Source organism: Arthrobacter sp. MAHUQ-56 (assembly GCF_019710585.1).
GTDB lineage: Bacteria > Actinomycetota > Actinomycetes > Actinomycetales > Micrococcaceae > Arthrobacter.
Map to the genome: position 1 here is coordinate 203669 of NZ_JAIFZQ010000020.1, position 16785 is coordinate 220453.

At 67.6% G+C, this 16785-nt stretch carries 15 protein-coding genes and 1 pseudogene; 3 read left to right on the forward strand and 13 right to left on the reverse strand.

Annotated features, from left to right (window positions below):
- Positions 1–110: 110 nt before the first annotated feature.
- The 4 genes and pseudogenes from K4G53_RS13305 to K4G53_RS13320 form a co-directional block, all read right to left on the reverse strand.
- Positions 111–728, reverse strand: a complete 618-nt coding sequence (locus K4G53_RS13305; RefSeq protein WP_221386173.1) for a DUF305 domain-containing protein — start codon at positions 726–728, stop codon at positions 111–113.
- Positions 729–784: 56 nt separating this feature from the next.
- The gene (locus K4G53_RS13310; RefSeq protein ID WP_221386174.1) at positions 785–1270 is read right to left on the reverse strand and encodes a hypothetical protein; all 486 of its coding nucleotides are present in this window, start codon (positions 1268–1270) and stop codon (positions 785–787) included.
- Between the two features lie 49 nt (positions 1271–1319).
- Positions 1320–3462, reverse strand: a pseudogene (locus tag K4G53_RS13315) (heavy metal translocating P-type ATPase).
- An 86-nt stretch (positions 3463–3548) separates the two neighbouring features.
- Entirely contained in the window at positions 3549–3905 is a 357-nt protein-coding gene (locus K4G53_RS13320; RefSeq protein WP_221386175.1) for a heavy-metal-associated domain-containing protein, read from the reverse strand.
- Between the two features lie 270 nt (positions 3906–4175).
- On the opposite strand from K4G53_RS13320, the gene K4G53_RS13325 reads away from it, so the two are divergent.
- Positions 4176–4850 (forward strand): PAS and ANTAR domain-containing protein, encoded by a 675-nt coding sequence (locus K4G53_RS13325; RefSeq protein ID WP_308287882.1) that lies wholly within the window; start codon positions 4176–4178, stop codon positions 4848–4850.
- Here the strand turns inward: K4G53_RS13325 and K4G53_RS13330 are convergent.
- Genes K4G53_RS13330 through K4G53_RS13340 form a run of 3 tightly spaced genes read right to left on the reverse strand, consistent with a single transcriptional unit; the run spans position 4847 to position 7016 of the window.
- Positions 4847–5470: a hypothetical protein gene (locus K4G53_RS13330; protein ID WP_221386176.1), complete on the reverse strand. Its 624-nt coding sequence runs from the start codon at positions 5468–5470 to the stop codon at positions 4847–4849. The two genes, K4G53_RS13325 and K4G53_RS13330, sit on opposite strands and share 4 nt — an antisense overlap.
- Positions 5471–5520: 50 nt before the next feature.
- A complete protein-coding gene (locus tag K4G53_RS13335) occupies positions 5521–6225 on the reverse strand; it encodes a class F sortase (protein WP_221386177.1) in 705 nt (234 codons plus the stop codon).
- Between the two features lie 17 nt (positions 6226–6242).
- Complete coding sequence (locus K4G53_RS13340) at positions 6243–7016, reverse strand: CHRD domain-containing protein (RefSeq protein WP_221386178.1); 774 nt, start codon at positions 7014–7016, stop codon at positions 6243–6245.
- Positions 7017–7248: 232 nt separating this feature from the next.
- Here K4G53_RS13340 and nhaA point away from each other — a divergent pair, with 232 nt between their 5' ends.
- A complete protein-coding gene (nhaA, locus tag K4G53_RS13345; protein ID WP_221386179.1) occupies positions 7249–8601 on the forward strand; it encodes a Na+/H+ antiporter NhaA in 1353 nt (450 codons plus the stop codon).
- 28 nt (positions 8602–8629) lie between these two features.
- Here the strand turns inward: nhaA and K4G53_RS13350 are convergent, their stop codons facing one another.
- The 6 genes from K4G53_RS13350 to K4G53_RS13375 form a co-directional block, all read right to left on the reverse strand.
- Positions 8630–8857 carry a hypothetical protein gene (locus K4G53_RS13350; protein WP_221386180.1) on the reverse strand — a complete coding sequence of 76 codons (228 nt, stop codon included), beginning with the start codon at positions 8855–8857 and terminating at the stop codon, positions 8630–8632.
- Positions 8858–9055: 198 nt separating this feature from the next.
- Positions 9056–10213 carry an ABC transporter ATP-binding protein gene (locus K4G53_RS13355; RefSeq protein ID WP_221386181.1) on the reverse strand — a complete coding sequence of 386 codons (1158 nt, stop codon included), beginning with the start codon at positions 10211–10213 and terminating at the stop codon, positions 9056–9058.
- Complete coding sequence (locus tag K4G53_RS13360) at positions 10210–11799, reverse strand: iron ABC transporter permease (protein WP_221386182.1); 1590 nt, start codon at positions 11797–11799, stop codon at positions 10210–10212. Before K4G53_RS13360 ends, K4G53_RS13355 begins: the two co-directional genes overlap by 4 nt.
- 4 nt (positions 11800–11803) lie before the next feature.
- Positions 11804–12859 (reverse strand): iron ABC transporter substrate-binding protein, encoded by a 1056-nt coding sequence (locus K4G53_RS13365; RefSeq protein WP_221386183.1) that lies wholly within the window; start codon positions 12857–12859, stop codon positions 11804–11806.
- A gap of 239 nt (positions 12860–13098) precedes the next feature.
- A complete protein-coding gene (gene ctaD / locus K4G53_RS13370) occupies positions 13099–14853 on the reverse strand; it encodes a cytochrome c oxidase subunit I (protein WP_221386184.1) in 1755 nt (584 codons plus the stop codon).
- On the reverse strand, positions 14853–15767 hold the full coding sequence (locus K4G53_RS13375; RefSeq protein ID WP_374226167.1) for a cytochrome c oxidase subunit II: 915 nt from the start codon (positions 15765–15767) through the stop codon (positions 14853–14855). Before K4G53_RS13375 ends, ctaD begins: the two co-directional genes overlap by 1 nt.
- A gap of 183 nt (positions 15768–15950) precedes the next feature.
- Between K4G53_RS13375 and K4G53_RS13380 the strand changes: the two genes are divergently transcribed.
- A complete protein-coding gene (locus K4G53_RS13380; protein WP_260323596.1) occupies positions 15951–16781 on the forward strand; it encodes a carbon-nitrogen hydrolase family protein in 831 nt (276 codons plus the stop codon).
- The last annotated feature ends 4 nt before the right edge of the window (positions 16782–16785 follow it).

The following is a 16785-nucleotide window of genomic DNA, read 5'->3' on the forward strand; positions in this document are numbered from 1 at the left end:
ATTTGTCTCTTTCCAGCCGGTGCCCGGGCCGTCCGGCCCGTGCTTTTCAACTTAACACGCATCCCTCCCACCTTCCCGGTGGAAGGTGGGAGGGATGTGTGGTGGACGGGTCAGAGCCCTGCGAGCAGCTGCTTCATCTCGGTGATTTCCGCCTGCTGGGCCTCAATGATCGCGTGGCCGAGCTGGAGCGCGTCGGGGAACTTCCCGGCGCTGATTTCCTGCTGGGCCATGTCGATGGCGCCTTCGTGGTGGCCGATCATCTGCTCCAGGAACAGGCGCGCGGCCTCCGTGCCGGTGGCGGCCTTGAGCCTGTCGATCCCGGCGTCGTCCACCATGCCGGACATGCCGTGCCCGGAATGGTCGCCCGTGGTGGGCGCGTTCCAGCCCTGGAGCCAGCCGGTCATCTGCTCGATCTCCGGGGCCTGGGCGTCCTTGATCTTCGTGGCCAGGGCGGTGATCTCGGCGGGCATGTCCGGCTTTGCCAGGATGATGCCGCTCATCTCCACTGCCTGGGCGTGGTGCGGGATCATCATCTGGGCAAACATGGTGTCGGCCTGGTTGTGGTCCGCGCTGGCGCCGGGCATGGCGCTGGGCATTGTGCTCGTCATGGGGCCGGAGCTGCCGTGGTCCATGGGCATGGGGCTTGCAGTGGAGCCGGCGGCGCACCCGGCGAGGCCGAGCGAGGCGGCGAGGGCAGCGGCAACGGACATGGTTTTGATGGTGTTCATGGTTGTCCTTCAGGGATGTTGGTGGGACTGGGCCTGTAGTGGGGGCGCAGTCCGGTTTACGTCCGGCTGATGGACAGTTCGCAGGGCGTGGGGCCCGGCGGCGAGTAGGAATAGGCGGCCGCGGGGCTGCCGCGGCCGGGCTGGGCCGGAACCGGGGCAGGGGCTGCCTGCGGCGGGTAGAGGGTGACAGGGCTGTTCGGTGCAGACGGGATGCAGGGGGCTCCCGATTCATGCACGCCGGGGCATGTGTCGCCGCACGCGGCGGGGGCAGGGTCCGGGGTTTCCGCGGCCGGCACGGCCTGCCCGTGGCCGGTGTGGCCGGGGGCAGAATGTGCGGCGGCGGTGTCCCCGGCCAGGTGCCCCGGCGAGGCCGGAACGTGTCCCGCCGAGGCTGCCGCGTGCCCTGCCGAAGCGGCCGCATGCGAGGCGTGGCTGGACGTCAGGACGTGCATCCCCAGGATTCCGGCGATAAGCGCCAGGGTGCCTGCGAGCAGCCAGGCAGCACGGAGCAGGGACACCAGGGCGCGGGGTGGCGTGCTCATGGCGGTCCCTCCTTCCGTAGCAGTGCCGGGCCGCGGCGGCGGTCTTGTTCTAACGTACCCCGGACGGGTTCAGCTTCAGGCGCCGCAGGAGCTGGGCGTTCAGCGCCACCACGATGGTGGACGCTGACATCAGGACCGCCCCGGCGGCGGGCGAGAGCACCACGCCGGCGAAGGCCAGGACGCCCGCGGCCAGCGGCACGGAGAGGATGTTGTAGCCGGTGGCCCACACCAGGTTCTGCCACATCTTGCGGTAGCTTGCCCGGGACAGGTCCACCATGGACAGCACGGCGCGCGGATCGTTTCCGGCCAGCACCACGCCGGCGGATTCCATGGCCACGTCCGTCCCGGCTCCGATGGCGATGCCCACCTCGGCGCGGGCCAGTGCGGGGGAGTCGTTGACGCCGTCGCCCACCATGGCCACCTTCAGGCCGCGCCCCTGCAGCTCTGCCACCTTCTTGTCCTTGTCCGCGGGCAGCACTTCGGCGAACACCTCGTCGATGCCCAGGTCAGCCGCCACGGCCTGCGCCACCTGGTGCGCGTCGCCGGTCACCATGGCCACCTTGACCCCGCGGCTCTGCAGCGCCGCGACTGCCTGCCGGGACTCCGGCCGCACCGAATCCTCCAGGCTGACGGCACCCAGGACGCGGCCGCCGTCGAGCACGTGCAGCACGGCTGCCCCGCGGTCCATCCACGCGCGGGTGGAAGCGGCCACTTCGGCGGGTTCGACGGCGCCCAGCTCGCGCAGGAGCGCCGGCCCGCCCACGTGCAGCGTGCGTCCGTCCAGGGTGGCCTGGACTCCACGCCCGGTCAGCGAGGTGAAGTCGGCAGCTGCGGGCACGGCCAGGTTCCGGCTGCGGGCGGCCCGGACGATGGCCCGGGCCACGGGGTGCTCGCTGTCCGATTCGACGGCGGCGGCCAGTGCCAGCAGCGCGTCCGGATTTCCGCCGTCGGCCACGGCAACGTCCATGAGCTCAGGCTCGCCGGTGGTCAGCGTGCCGGTCTTGTCGAACAGGACAACGTCGATGGTGCGCATCCGCTCCAGGGCCATCCGGTTCTTGATGAGCACGCCGGCGCGGGCTGCCTGCTCGGTGGAGATGGCGATGACCAGCGGAATGGCCAGGCCCAGGGCGTGCGGGCAGGCGATCACCAGCACGGTGACGGTGCGGGTGACGGCCTCGGGGACACTGCCCATCAGCGTCCAGGCGATGAAGGTCAGGACACCGGCACCGGCGGCGAAGTAGAACAGGAACGCCGCGGCACGGTCGGCCAGGGCCTGGGCGCGGGAGGAGGATTCCTGCGCTTCGGCCACCAGCCGCTGGATGCCTGCCAGGGCGGTGTCGTCGCCCACGGCCGTGACCCGCACCCGGACGCTGCTGTCCGTGGCCACGGTTCCGGCCACTACCGGGTCGCCAGGGCCGCGGGGAACGGTCTTGGATTCGCCGGTGATCATGGATTCGTCGAACTCCGCCTGCCCCTGCGCCACGGTGCCGTCCGCCGGCATCCGGGCGCCGGAGCGGACCAGGACCAGGTCGCCTGCGTTGAGTTCTGAAACGGGCACGGTTTCGGTTCCGCCGTCCGTGATGCGTTCGGCCTCATCGGGCAGCAGCGCGGCCAGCGCATCCAGTGCGCCCTGCGCCGAGCCGAGGGCACGCATTTCGATCCAGTGCCCCAGCAGCATGATGGCCACCAGCAGGGCGAGTTCCCACCAGAAGTCCAGGTCGAAGCCACCGATCCCCAGGCTCGTGACCCAGGAAGCGGCAAAGGCCACCGTGATCGCCATTCCGATCAGCAGCATCATTCCCGGCGTGCGGTCCTTGAGTTCCTGCAGGCCGCCCTTCAGGAACGGCTGGCCCCCATAGAGGAAAATCACGGTGCCCAGAACAGGCGGGATCCAGGCCGAGCCCGGGAAGTCCGGCGCCATGTAGCCGAGGATGTGGCCCACCATGGGGCTGAAGTAGACCACGGGGACGGCGAGGGCCAGCGTCAGCCAAAACCTGTTCTTGAACATGGCGGTGCTGTGCCCGGCATGCTGGCCATGTATGGACGGTGTGGTCGTCGCCGGTGTGGTGGGCATGCTGCGAAGGTCCCCCGTGGTGCGCGTGTGCATGGGCGGAGGCCGGCGGTTCGGTCAGTGTCTGGCTGTCGGTGTGTTCATGCTCAGGCATATGGTGCATGCCGTGGTGGTCCTGCATGGTTCCTCCTTGGAGAGGGCAGTGGTTGCCCGGCGGTTTCGGGCGGATGTCGGCTGGACGCGCCCTCGGGCGCGGTGGAATGCGGGTCAGGCCAGGGCGTAACCGGCGGCGGTGACGGCTTCGCGGATTGCCGCGTCGGGAGCAGGGCCCTCCACGGTGAGGCGTGAAAGGCCGCCAGGCACCAGGCCCACGGACGCCGACGTGACGCCGTCAAGGGCGGAGACGGCAGCTTCCACGCTCCGGACGCAATGCCCGCAGGTCATGCCCTCGACGGCGAAGCTGCGCTGGCTGGAGGTTCCGCCGTCGGAGGGTGCGCCGGCGGCCACAGGCGCCAGGGCGGTGCCGGAACCGTGGGCGGCAGCGGCGTGGGCGGCAGCGGACGGACCGCAGCAGCTGCAGCCGGAGGACGTGAGGGGAAGCTGGGGGCGGTTTCCGATGTTCATGTCAGTTCCATTCCTTGATGAGGATCAATGGGCGCTGGGGTTGAACGGCTGTGAAGGCGGTGCTAGGCACCAGCCGGGACATACCACTTCACTGACAACACCGCACAATATACCCCCTAGGGGTATGCAGGTCAAGGGTCTCAAGCGTCGTAACGGTCCTGCCGCTTGGGGCTTCCGGCCCTATCTTCGGCCTTCCAGGGAGGCCATACTGGAACGAGCGAGCACAGCGCCGGCCCGCTGGGGGCAGGTGGATGCACGGGAGGTGGACCTGTGGCGGAGCTGAGCGATCTGTACACCTATTCGAGCGCCTTGAATGGCGACGAGTGCGACGCGGGGACCTTCCGCATCGATCTCATGGAACGGAAAATCCACTGGTCGGACGGGATGTTCCGCCTCCACGGATACCGGCGCGGCGAGGTTGTCCCCACCATGGAGCTTGTGTTCGCCCACAAGCACCCGGAGGACCGGTCCAAGTGTGAAGAGATCGTGGCCCAGGTGGCCCGGACCGGCGGCTTCTTCTGCATGTACCACCGGATCGTCGACGCCAGGGGGCGCACCCGGCGGGTCCTGACCTCCGGCGAAGCCATGGTGGACGCGGAACGGAAGGCGACAGTCCTCGAGGGCGTGATGGTGGACCTCACCCGGACCCTGCAGCGCGAGACCGAGCAGACCGCCCGGGAGGCGGTGGCCGGTGCAACTTCCACCAGGACCGTCATCGACCAGGCCCGCGGGATCCTCATGGGCCAACTTAAACTGGGCTCGGAAGACGCCTTCCAAATGCTGGTGAGCACCAGCAGCCACCGCAACGTCAAACTGGTGGTGGTGGCGGCAGAACTTGTGCAGTTGGCCAACTCCGCCGAGGCGCGCAGGTATCTGGACCGGGCCGTGCGGGCCATCCAGCTGCACGGACAAGCGGCGGGCGCGGGAGGCCACCGCACGCGCTAATGGTGCGCTACCCAACAGGCAAGGATGGTGGTGGAGAGTTGGTAGGCCAAGGCGTTGCGGGTGAGGGCATCGGGACCGACCGAGGCCGGAAGTGCTGACGCGTCCACCTGCAGCACAAAGTTGTCCTTTTGGAACACGGCAGAGCCGGCTGCGGTTTCGTAGGCGGGAAAGCCCAGGTTGGCCAGACCCTTAATAGGCGTGACATCCGTGGCGAGGGCCTGCATGGCATCAAAGTAGGTCCGTGCCTTGGCCTGGTCAGGAGCTTCCTGTACGGAAATTGTCAGTGCGCCCTCAGACAGGTGGTAGGTGCAGGTGAAAGTGCTGTTGGCCCAGTTGCTGACGGTGTGCGGTTTCTGCTTGAGGGACAGGATGGTGGTCAACCGGTCCATTGGCTCGTCCCCGCACACCATTTTCGCCGCTTCGCTCGGGGCTGCCGGACCGGCCTGCGGGGAGGCCGGGTTGGTGCCGTGGTGCCCGGCATGCCCGGCATTCGGGGTTTCCACGCTGGCGGCAGGGGACGCGGCCGGAGGGGCATCCCCGGTTGATCCTGCCGCCGCCGCACAACCGGAGAGCGCCAGGGACAGCGCCAGGGGCGCCAGCAGGAAAACGCGGTTCTTCATGGCCATCCGTCCTGGCCGCCCCGGTGAGGCGACCGTTGTCTACTGTCCAATTAGGCTTTGAGCTTGGCGAAGACAACGTAGTTGTCATCGAAGAGGCCGGTGGCGGCGTCATAGCCGTCGCAGGTGATCAGCCTCAATTCCGAACCGGGCGTGTTGCCGTAGACCTCTACGGTGGGGAAGTTGTCCTTGCCGTAAACGGCTCCCCGTTCAACAACGAAGGTGGCCGTACTGCCGTCCGCCCGCGTCACCTTGACCTCGGCTCCGGGTGTGAGGGTGCGGAGGTCGGCGAAGACCCCCTTGTGGCCGCCGAGGGCGTTCACATGGCCCAGCAGCACGGCGGGGCCGCGCTCCCCGGGAGTCGGCGAGCCGTTGTACCAGCTGGCGGGGGCACCGTTGCCGGTATCCTCCGGAACCTCCAACGATCCGTTGGCACGCAGGCCAAGGCTCAGCAGTTCCGTACGGAGGCCAATGACTGGAATGTCCAGGACGGCCGGTTCGGACCGGGGCAAAACCGGCGGTTCGGCCGCGGTTGGTGCGGTTGCCCCCGCCGGGCTGGAAGGTGAGGGTGTCTGCGGGTGGCCGGCGGAAGCGGACGGCGTTGGGGCGATGGAGGAGGCAGTGGCAGTGGCAGCCGCAGGGCCGGCGTCGGACGTTCCAGGCGTGGTGCCGCAGCCAGCCAGGGTGAGCAGGAGCAGAAGCCCGGCAGCCGCGGGGGCCCGAAGGCTCCTGCGGCTGCCGGAGTTCAGGAAGGACATAACAGGGTCAGCCGGACTCAGGCTGCAGAACCGGAACCGCGGCGACGAACCAGGTAGGCTCCGCCCGCGGCTGCTGCAAGGACCAAGCCACCGCCCAAAGCGAGGACGCCGGAGTCGGTACCGCTAGCCTGCTGGGCAACGCCGGTGTCAGCGCCGCCGGCAGGCATCTTCATCTGGCCTGCCTTGAGTGTCCCGCACAATGCAGGGGAGGTGGCGGCGAGTGGGAGGCTCGGAACGAGATCGGACTTGGCGGCCTGTCCCGCCGGGCTCAGGGTGGCAGGATCCAGTCCATGGACGACGACGACAGCGGTGCCGGCCTCGAGGGCGGCCTTGGTCTCGGCGTTAAGTTCAAAGGTGCGGTCAACGGTGTAACTGGCGCCCTGGCCGGCAAGCTTGAGGTCCAGTCCCGCAGCGGGGCTGGTATCGCCACTGGTGGACAGGGTGGTCACAATCCCGCCATAACTGGGCGCGCCCTCGGTGGTGGAGACCACGCCGTCGCCATCCTTGTCGGCCGAAGGGGCAGGACACATGCCCTGGGCTCCGCCGTGGATGTGCTGGACGTGCGGATAGGGGGCGTTGTTGAACGTGGGAGCCAGGCCGGAGACCTTCAGGACGGCGTGCGCCTGGTTGCCGGTGACATCCACGGTGACGGTGCCCGAGGCCGAGCTGCCGTTGATCTGGGAAAGGGTGGACTGGTAGGTGTGGTCGGCTGCGGAGGCGGGACCGCCTGAGAGGGCCAGGGCGCCCAGAGCCAGGGTGGGAACCGCGAGGAAACGAAGTGTCTTGTTCATCGGAAAGCATTCTCCTCATGCGAGTGACGTAATGTCCCAGATGAGGGACATTAATGATTCGATGCCACCAATGCAGCCGGATGGGTATTTTTGTGAACTGCCCCACAAAATTTGTAAAGGCCCCCGGGGAGACGCGTTTGGGACGGGGCGGCGCCGCCCGTAAAATAGGCGAAGGTGCGCCGGGAAGTCTGGTCGGCATTGCTTTGCCGAACCCGGATTTAAGGACACCTTCATGAACTCCACGCCGCCACCTCCCAGCCGAAACAAGTTCTTGGGCTCCACAGTCTTCTCGCGCGGCAGCTACGCCGAAGCGCTGCGGATCGGGGAGATCCTCCGCAAGGAAACCGTGGGCGGCGCCCTCCTGGTTGTCGCGGCAGTGGCCGCCCTCATCTGGGCCAACTCCCCGGCGTCGGACAGCTACTTCGCCCTCCGCGACTTCAAGGTGGGCTACGAGCCCTGGCACCTGGAACTGAGCCTCGGGGCCTGGGCGGCCGACGGACTGCTGGCGATCTTCTTCTTCCTGGTGGGCCTGGAACTCAAACGCGAATTCGTGGCCGGCGACCTGCGGCAGATCAGCAAGTCGATCGTGCCGGTGGCGGCCGCCGTGGGAGGCGTGGCGGTCCCGGCGGTGATCTACGCCGTCGTCAATCTGGCCAGCCCTGAGACACTTCGCGGCTGGGCCATTCCCACCGCAACCGACATCGCGTTTGCCGTGGCGGTCCTGGCCATCATTGGATCGCACCTGCCCAGTGCCCTGCGGATCTTCCTGCTGACGCTGGCCGTGGTGGACGACCTGATTGCCATCACCATCATCGCGTTCTTCTACTCCACCGACATCCAGGTCACCCCGCTGCTCCTTGCGCTCATTCCGCTGGGCATCTATGCCTTCCTGGCGCAGAAGTACCGCCGCTTCTTCGGCCAGCACGCCGCGGCCGCGTGGCTGATCCTGCTGCCCCTGGGCGCCGTGACCTGGGCGCTGGTCCACGCCTCCGGCATCCACGCTACCGTGGCCGGGGTGCTCCTGGGCTTCGCCATTCCCGTTATCCGGTCGCAGGCGTCCGGCGGACCGGAGGGCGGCCCCGGGCTGGCCGAGATCTTCGAGCACCGGTTCCGCCCCATTTCCGCCGGCGTGGCGGTTCCCATCTTCGCGTTCTTTTCCGCTGGGGTGGCCGTTGGCGGGTGGGAAGGCCTGGGCTCGGCCCTGGCGGACCCCGTGGCGCTGGGCATCATCCTGGGCCTGGTCGTGGGCAAGCCGATCGGGATCATGGGCACGACGTGGGTCCTGACCAAAGCCACCAGGGCCAGCCTGGACAGTTCCTTCAAATGGATCGACGTGTTTGGCGTGGCACTGCTGGCGGGCATCGGCTTCACGGTGTCGCTGCTGGTGGCAGAGCTCAGCTTCGGCCACGGCAGCCTGCACGACGACCACGCCAAGGTGGGAATCCTGGCCGCCTCACTGATCGCCGCGCTGCTGGCAACAGCGGTATTGCGGACCCGGAACCGGCAGTACCGCATCGCCGAAGAGCTGGAAAAGGTCGACGCCGACCAGGACGGCATCCCGGACGTGTACCAGGGCCGCGCCTAAGCTTCCCCCGGAAACTCCGGGGGTCTGGTCAGGCGGTGGCCAACGGCGGCGTGGCGTTGTCCTCAACGTGCCGGATCTCCAGGGCCTCCGGGTCCAGCAGCTTCCGCGTGCCGGTGCGGGCATCCAGGATCCAGAAGAGTTCGAGGGCCGGTACGACGTCGGTCACCCGGCCGCGGTGGAAGAGCTTGCCCCGGTGCCACGCTTCAATGTGGTCCCCGATGCGAAGCTGGGCCGTACGTATTCCTTGTGCCTCCATAATGGGCTGCCTCCTGCTGTTGTATCCCCGTAAGCACAGCTTGCCGTGGACAGGTTGCCGGAGTGTTTCCGCGTGGTGTTTTTTCTGTGTCGCCGGTGACCGTCGGCACCGGTCAGAGGTTTGTTCGCGGATCGGTGCCTTGAAGGTTCGGGCCTGCGAACAAGCTTCTGACAGGCCGCGGGGGGCGTGCGGAGCTGGTCAGTCCTCCACCGGGAACGCGACGCCTTCGCCCACCACGCGCAGGCACAGCTCCATTCCGGGCCGGGCTATGGAGGCGTTCCAGTGCCGGATGGTGATGATCTCGCCGCCGCCGGGGTACCGGTGGTCGGCGTGCTCGGCCACTTCCTTGGGCACGTTCAGCTTCAGCCGCACCGTCGTTTCGGGGCCGAAGTAGTCGGTGTCCACCACCACGCCCCGGATGGGGCCGTCCTCGGCGATGCGGATCTGTTCGGGCCGCAGCATGAGCTGGACGCGGCCCTGGGCCGGAGGCCGGCGGACCGGGATGCCGCCCAGCGAGCAGGTGGCCAGGGATCCTTCCAGCCAGGCGTCCAGGATGACGGCGTCGCCCAGGAACTCCGCGGTGGCACGGTCCGCGGGGCGGGTGTACACCACGAACGGGTTCCCGATCTGCGCCAGCTTGCCGCCCCGCATCACGGCCACCTGGTCGGCGAAGGACAGGGCCTCGGCCTGGTCGTGGGTGACCAGGATGGTGGTGACTCCGTGTTCGGCCAGGACCTTGGCCACGGCGCGGCGGGTTGCCACGCGAAGCCCCGCGTCCAGTGCGGAGAACGGCTCGTCCAGCAGCATCAGCTCGGGCTCGCGCGCCAGCGCCCGGGCCAGGGCCACGCGCTGCTGCTGGCCGCCGGAGAGCTGGTGCGGGCGGCGCTTGGCCATCGAGGCGTCCAGCGACACCATCTCGAGCAGTTCTGCCACCCGCGCTGCCACGGCGCGCCGGCCGCCGTCGAGCTTGGCCGGGTTCAGGCCAAAGGCGACGTTCTGGCCCACAGTGAGGTGCGGGAACAGGGCGCCGTCCTGGGCCACGTAGCCGATCTGCCGCTTGTGCGCGGGAAGCCAGGCACCGTCTCCGGCCACGAGGGTTCCGTTGAGTGAAATGGTTCCCGTGTCCGGGTGCTCGAAGCCGGCGATCAGGCGCAGGAGCGTGGTCTTGCCCGAACCGGAGGGGCCCACGATCGCGGTGGTTCCGCCCTTGGCCACGGAGAGGTTGACGCCCTTCAGGACCGCCTGCGACCCGAAGTTCTTGGTGACGTCCGTGATCTGCAGGTGGCTGTTGGTGGTTGCTGCCACGGAGGGGGCGACCCGCGGCTCGGGCAGCCTGCGCGTGGATGGTGCTGTCACTGTCCGGCTACTTTCTTGGACTGTTGGAAGAGGAGGTAGGTCATGGGCGCCGAGAGCAGGATCATCAGCAGCGCGTAGGGTGCGGCACCCACATAGTCGATCTCGCTGCTCTTGATCCAGAATTCGGTAGCCAGGGTCCTGGTGCCGTTGGGGGACAGCAGCAAGGTGGCGGTGAGCTCGTTCGCGATGGCCAGGAACACCAGTGCGGCACCGCCGGCGGCAGCGGGGGCGGTGAGCCGCAGCGTGACCTGGATGAACGCCAGAAGCGGGGGCTTGCCCAGCGCCTGCGCGGCCTCGTCGAGTTCCTTGGGGGCCTGCGCCAGGCCGGCCCGCAGGTTCACCAGGGCGCGGGGGAGGAACAGCAGCACGTACGCCGCCACCAGGACCCCCGCCGTCTGGTAGATTCCGGGGACCACGCGGATGCTGACCGTGACGAACGCGAGGGCCACCACGATGCCGGGCATGGAGCTGGTGACGTAGTTGGACAGTTCCAGGGTCTTGCTGAACCAGCCGGGGCGCCGGACGGCGAGGTATGCCATGGGGAAGGCCACCACAGTAGTGGCTGCCGCGCCGGCGAGTCCGTACCAGAACGTGGCCAGGAGGGCGGGGAGGAACTCGGCTGCGGTCCAGGCGCCGGCCCCGCCGGCCGCGGTCCAGCGCAGCACGTAGTACAGCGGGAGCCCGAACGCGAGAGCTGTCAGGGCGAGGAGGAAGAGCTGGGCGGGGACCTGGTAGGCGTGCAGCGGCAGCCGCAGCGCCTTGGCCTGCGCGCCGGAGCCGATCCGTGCGTAGCGTGCGGTGCCGCGGCTGCGAACCTCGGCCATCAGCAGGAGCAGGCAGAAGAACACCAGCACGCTGGCCAGCATGTTGCCTGCCGCGCCGTTGAAGGTGGACCGGTACTGGGTCATGATCGCGGTGGTGAAGGTATCGAACCGGATCATGGCGAAGGCGCCGTACTCGGCGAGCAGGTGCAGCCCCACCAGCAGGGCCCCACCGGTCATCGCGATCCGGAGCTGGGGGAGCACCACCCGGAAAAACGAGCGCCAGGCGCCCAGCCCCAGGGCCGCGGAGGACTGCTCGATGGCCGGGTCCAGGCGGCTGAGCGTGGCGGCGGCCGGGATGTACACGAGCGGGAAGTAGGACAGCGTGGAGATCAGGATCCCGGAGCCCAGGCCGCCCAGCGACGGTATCGCCGAGACCCAGGCGTAGCTGTTGACGAACGCCGGGATGGCCAGCGGCGCCGCCAGCAGCACCGCCCAGATCCGGTGGCCGCGCAGCTTGGTCCGCTCCACCAGCCACGCCCCCGCCACGCCAAGCAGCAGGCACAGCGGGATGGTGGCTGCCATCAGCAGCAGGGTGTTCAGCAGCAGTTCGCCCACGCGGGGCCGGAGGATGAGTGCGACGGCGGTGTCCCACCCGGTTGCCACCGTCATATAGGCGACGTACCCCAGGGGCACGAGGGAGAACAGGGCGATCAGCACCGCCAGGATGGACACAGCGGAAACGCCGAAAGGCGGGCGGGGGCGCTTGCCCCGGCCCGCCGTCGTCGTGCCCTGCCTTGGCGGAGCCGATAGATCGGTGGTCACTGACTTAGAGGAGTCCTGCCTGGGTCATCAGGTCGCTGACCTTTTGGGAGTTGAGCTTGGCGGCGTCCACCTTGGGAGCCTGCAGGTCCTTGATGGGGACCAGCTTGTCGTTGGCGGGGACGTCCGAGCCGACGGCGTACTCGAAGGACGTTCCGTTCTTCAGGACTTCCTGGCCCTTCTTGCCGGTGATGAACTTCAGGAACTGCTGGGCAGCCGCCGCGTTCTTGGAGGACTTCAGCACGCCGCCGCCGGAGACGGACAGGAACGCGCCCGGGTCCTCGTTCTTGAAGTAGTACGGGGTGACGTTGTTGGAGTTCTCGCCGGTCTTGGCCTGGTCGCCGTAGTAGTAGTAGTGGTAGATCAGCGCGGCATCCACTTCACCGGCGTTGACAGCCTTCATGGCCGTGCTGTTGCCCTTGTACGCCTTGGAGTTGTCCTTCATGGCCTTCAGCCATTCCTCGGTGGCGGCCTCGCCCTTGAGTTCCAGCAGCGCGGAGACGATGGCCTGGAAGTCGGCGCCGGTGGGGGAGGCTGCCCAGCGGCCCTTCCACTCCGGCTTGGCCAGGTCAAGCATGGACTTGGGCAGCTGGTCCTCGGTGAGCTTGGTCTTGTTGTACACCAGGACGGTGGAGCGGGCGGCGATGCCCGTCCACTTGCCGGTGGACGGCGAGAACTCGGAAGGGACCTGGGCCAGGGTGTCCTTGTCCACGTCCGCGAACAGCCCGGCGTTCTCCACCTGCGTCATGGCGGGGGAGTTCTCGGTGAGGAATACGTCGGCGGGGGACGCCTGGCCTTCCTGGACGATCTGGTTGGACATCTCGGTGTCGTCGCCCTGACGGAGGGTCACCTTGATGCCGGTTTCCGCGGTGAAGGCGTCAACCCATTCCTTGGTGAGGCTCTCGTGCTGGGCGTTGTAGACCGTGATCTCACCGGCGGAGGAGCCGCCGGACGCTGCAGAGGAGCTGCCACCTGCGGGGGTGCCGCCGCCGCAGGCGGTCAGGCCGAGGGCTGCGGTGGCGGCGAGTGCGATGCCTGCCAGCGCGTTGTTGCGGATCTTCATTGAGGCTGCTTTCGTGGGAAAAAGTCTGCGTGGACCTGCGTCCTGGGAGGCGTCCGGGAAGGGAGCCCCTGTCAGGAAACTGTAGGGTAGGCAAACCTAAGCATAAAGCCAGAAAGCGTTTTAAGTGACGAGGTTCACATCAATTACGAAAACGTTGCGTGACGTAATTGCGGGTGGTTCCGGCGCCGGAAGGTTCGACGGCGGCACCCGGGTGAGTGCCGCCGTCGAACCTTCCCTGCTTACTCGTTGGGGTTCGGGGACCGGACGTCCTTCTCGCCGATGTCCGCTGCCCCCAGCACGTCCGCCGTGGGGCCGTGCACCGGTGGATGCTCGCGGATGCTCAGTTCGGGGTGGTGCAGGTCCAAGGCGGGGCGCTCCGAACGGATCCGGGGGAGCGAGGTGAAGTTGTGGCGCGGCGGCGGGCAGGACGTGGCCCACTCGAGGGAGGCGCCGAAGCCCCAGGGATCGTCCACCGTGACCTTCCGGCCCGTCCGCCAGGTGATGTAGACGTTCCAGAGGAACGGGATCAGGGACGCGCCCAACAGGTAGGAGCCCAGGGTGGAGAACTGGTTCATGCCCGTGAAGTTGTCCTCGGGCATGTAGTCCGCGTACCGCCGGGGCATGCCCAGGGCGCCCAGCCAGTGCTGGATCAGGAACGTGGCATGGAAGCCCAGGAACAGCATCCAGAAGTGGATCTTGCCCAGGCGCTCGTTGAGCATCTTCCCGGTGAACTTGGGCCACCAGAAGTAGAACCCGGCGAACATGGCGAACACCACCGTGCCGAACACCACGTAGTGGAAGTGCGCCACCACGAAGTAGGAGTCCGAGACGTGGAAGTCCATGGGTGGCGAGGCCAGGATGATGCCGGTCAGCCCGCCGAAGAGGAACGTGGCGAGGAACCCCATGCTCCACAGCATCGGGGTCTCGAACGTCAGGGATCCGCCCCACATGGTGCCGATCCAGTTGAAGAACTTCACGCCCGTGGGGACCGCGATGAGCATGGTCATGAAGGCAAAGAACGGCAGGAATACAGCGCCGGTGACGTACATGTGGTGCGCCCACACGGTCATCGAAAGGGCGGCGATGGCGATGGTGGCGTACACCAGGCCCTTGTAGCCGAAGATCGGTTTGCGGCTGAAGACCGGGAAAACCTCGGAGACGATGCCGAAGAACGGCAACGCGATGATGTACACCTCGGGGTGGCCGAAGAACCAGAACAGGTGCTGCCAGAGGATGGCGCCGCCGTTGGCGGGATCGAAGATATGGGCACCGAACTTCCGGTCCGCGCCGAGCGCGAACAGTGCGGCGGCCAGCGGCGGGAATGCCATGATCACCAGGATCGCGGTGACCAGGGTGTTCCAGGTGAAGATCGGCATGCGCCACATGGTGAGCCCGGGAGCCCTCATGCAGATGATGGTGGTGATGAAGTTGACCGCGCCGAGGATGGTGCCGAAGCCGGACAGCGCCAGGCCGAACACCCACAGGTCACCGCCGACGCCCGGGGTGAACGTGGTGTTGGACAGCGGCGCGTAGGCGAACCAGCCGAACGACGCCGAGCCCTGCGGGGTGATGAAGCCGGAGACGGCGATGGTCGACCCGAACAGGAAGAACCAGAACGCCAGTGCGTTCAGGCGCGGGAACGCCACGTCCGGGGCGCCGATCTGCAGCGGCATGATCACATTGGCGAAACCGGCGAACAGCGGGGTGGCGAACATCAGCAGCATCATGGTGCCGTGCATGGTGAACAGCTGGTTGTACTGTTCCTTGGTCTGCAGGATCTGCATGCCGGGCTCGAACAGCTCGGCACGGATCAGCAGCGCCATGACGCCCGCGGCGCAGAAGAACACGAACGACGAAATCAGGTACATGTACCCGATGGTCTTGTGGTCGGTGGAGGTGATCCAGTTGACCACAATGGCGCCCTTGGCGCGGCGGCCCGGAGGTGGCGGGGCAGCTGCTGCGGTCCCGCCCGGCCGTTGACTTGTGGTGGACATTACTGCGCCGTCCTTTGCTGTGGGATGTCCAGGGCCTGCGGTTCCACGCCCGCCGGGGCCAGGCCTGCCGGGGCCGGTGCCGACTCCGGCCGCCTGACGTAGTCAACGCCCAGCGGGCCGGTGTTGCCGCGGGCCTTCAAATCGGCGATGTGGCTGTCGTACTCCTGCTGGCTGACCACCCGGACCTTGAAGAGCATCTCGGAGTGGTATTCGCCGCAGAGCTCGGCGCATTTGCCCATGTATTCGCCCGTGCGGTTGGGAGTGATGCTGATGTAGGGGTTGAACTGTTCGTGGCCCGGGTACATGTCGCGCTTCTGCAGGAACTCCACCACCCAGAAGGAATGCTGGACGTCGCGGGTCTGCAGGTGCAGTTCAACCTTCTTCCCCTCGGGGAGGTAGAGGGTGGGCAGCCGGTCCGGGGTTCCCCAGTTGCCGGTGAGGTGGGCCTGTTGCCCGGCGTCCTCGTGGACGTCCTCCTTGACGTAGTTGAAGTCCCAGGACCACTGCTTGCCGAAGACATCGATCACCACGTCGGGGTTGGGGAACCGCTCGTCGATGGCGCGCTGCTCCCTGTCCGTGAAGACGAACAGGACCCCGATCACGATGAGCGGGATGGACAAGTAGAAGACTTCCAGTGGCAGGTTGTAGCTGATCTGGGGCGGGAAGCCCACGGTGTCCTTCCGGCGCCGGTAGGCGATGATCACCCAGAGCATCAGCCCCCAGGTGATGATCCCGACGATCAGCGCGGCAATCCACGAGTTGACCCACAGGTCCATGATCAGCGGCGTGTTGCTGGTGGTTTCACGGTTGCCCGGCAGGAAGCCGCGGGACACTTCGGCAGAGCACGATGCCAGCGCGGGCACGGTGGCAAGCCCCGCGGCCAGTGCCGCGAAGCGCCGCATGCTGTGGTTCATGAACGGTTTTGTACCCACAAGTGGTCCCTCCGGCATGCTCCAGAAGCCCAACTGCATGAGCCCGCCCGCCGGCCCGCGGCCGGTGGGTTGTGTGGCCCACCATACGCGCGGAGGATGCTAAGGGGAAGGGGTTCTCTGTGGCCGGGAAGGTCCCGGCCGGGCGCCCGCAGGGGAAGGACGGATATGGTGGAAGCGGACATCACCATCGCGGCGGCACAGTTCAGTGCAGGCACTGACGTCAGGGAGAATACGACGGCGGCAGGCCGGCAAATAGCCGCGGCTGCGGCCGCTGGGGCGGAGCTGGTGGTCCTGCCCGAATCCAGCCTGTACGGCACCAGCGAAGGCGCCGGGGCCATCGCAGCCATTGCCGAGGACCTGGACGGGCCCTTCATCCGGAGCATTTCCGGCTGGGCAAAGGAGCACCGTATCGCGGTCCTGGTGGGAACGTACGAGCCGGGGCCGGACGGCCTGCCGTACAACACCCTGGTGGCACTGGACCGCCACGGGGAGGTCATGGGCTGCTACCGCAAGGTCCATCTCTACGATGCCTTCGGCTACCGCGAAAGCGAGGGCATTGCCCCTGGCCGCGCCGACAAACCCTTCGTTTTCACCCTCGGCGGGTGGCGGTTCGGCACGTTCACCTGCTACGACCTCCGCTTCCCCGAAAGCGCCCGGGCCGCCGTGGACGCCGGGGCCGAGGTACTGCTGGTGCCGGCCATGTGGATCCGCGGGCCCGGCAAGGAGGACCATTGGGCCACCCTGCTGAAGGCCCGGGCCATTGAGAACACCGCCTACGTCCTGGCTGCCAACCAGACAGGGCCGCTGGCCACGGGCTATTCCATCGCGGTGGACCCGGCGGGCGTGGTCGTGGCCAATGCGGGCGAGGAGCGCGGACTGATCCTGGCACGACCCAGCCGGGAACGGCTGCGCCGGGTACGCGCCCGGGTGCCGGTTCTGGAAAACCGCCGCTACGCCGTCGTGCCGCTGCCGGAGCCGAAGCCGCGCGCTAGCTAGCTTG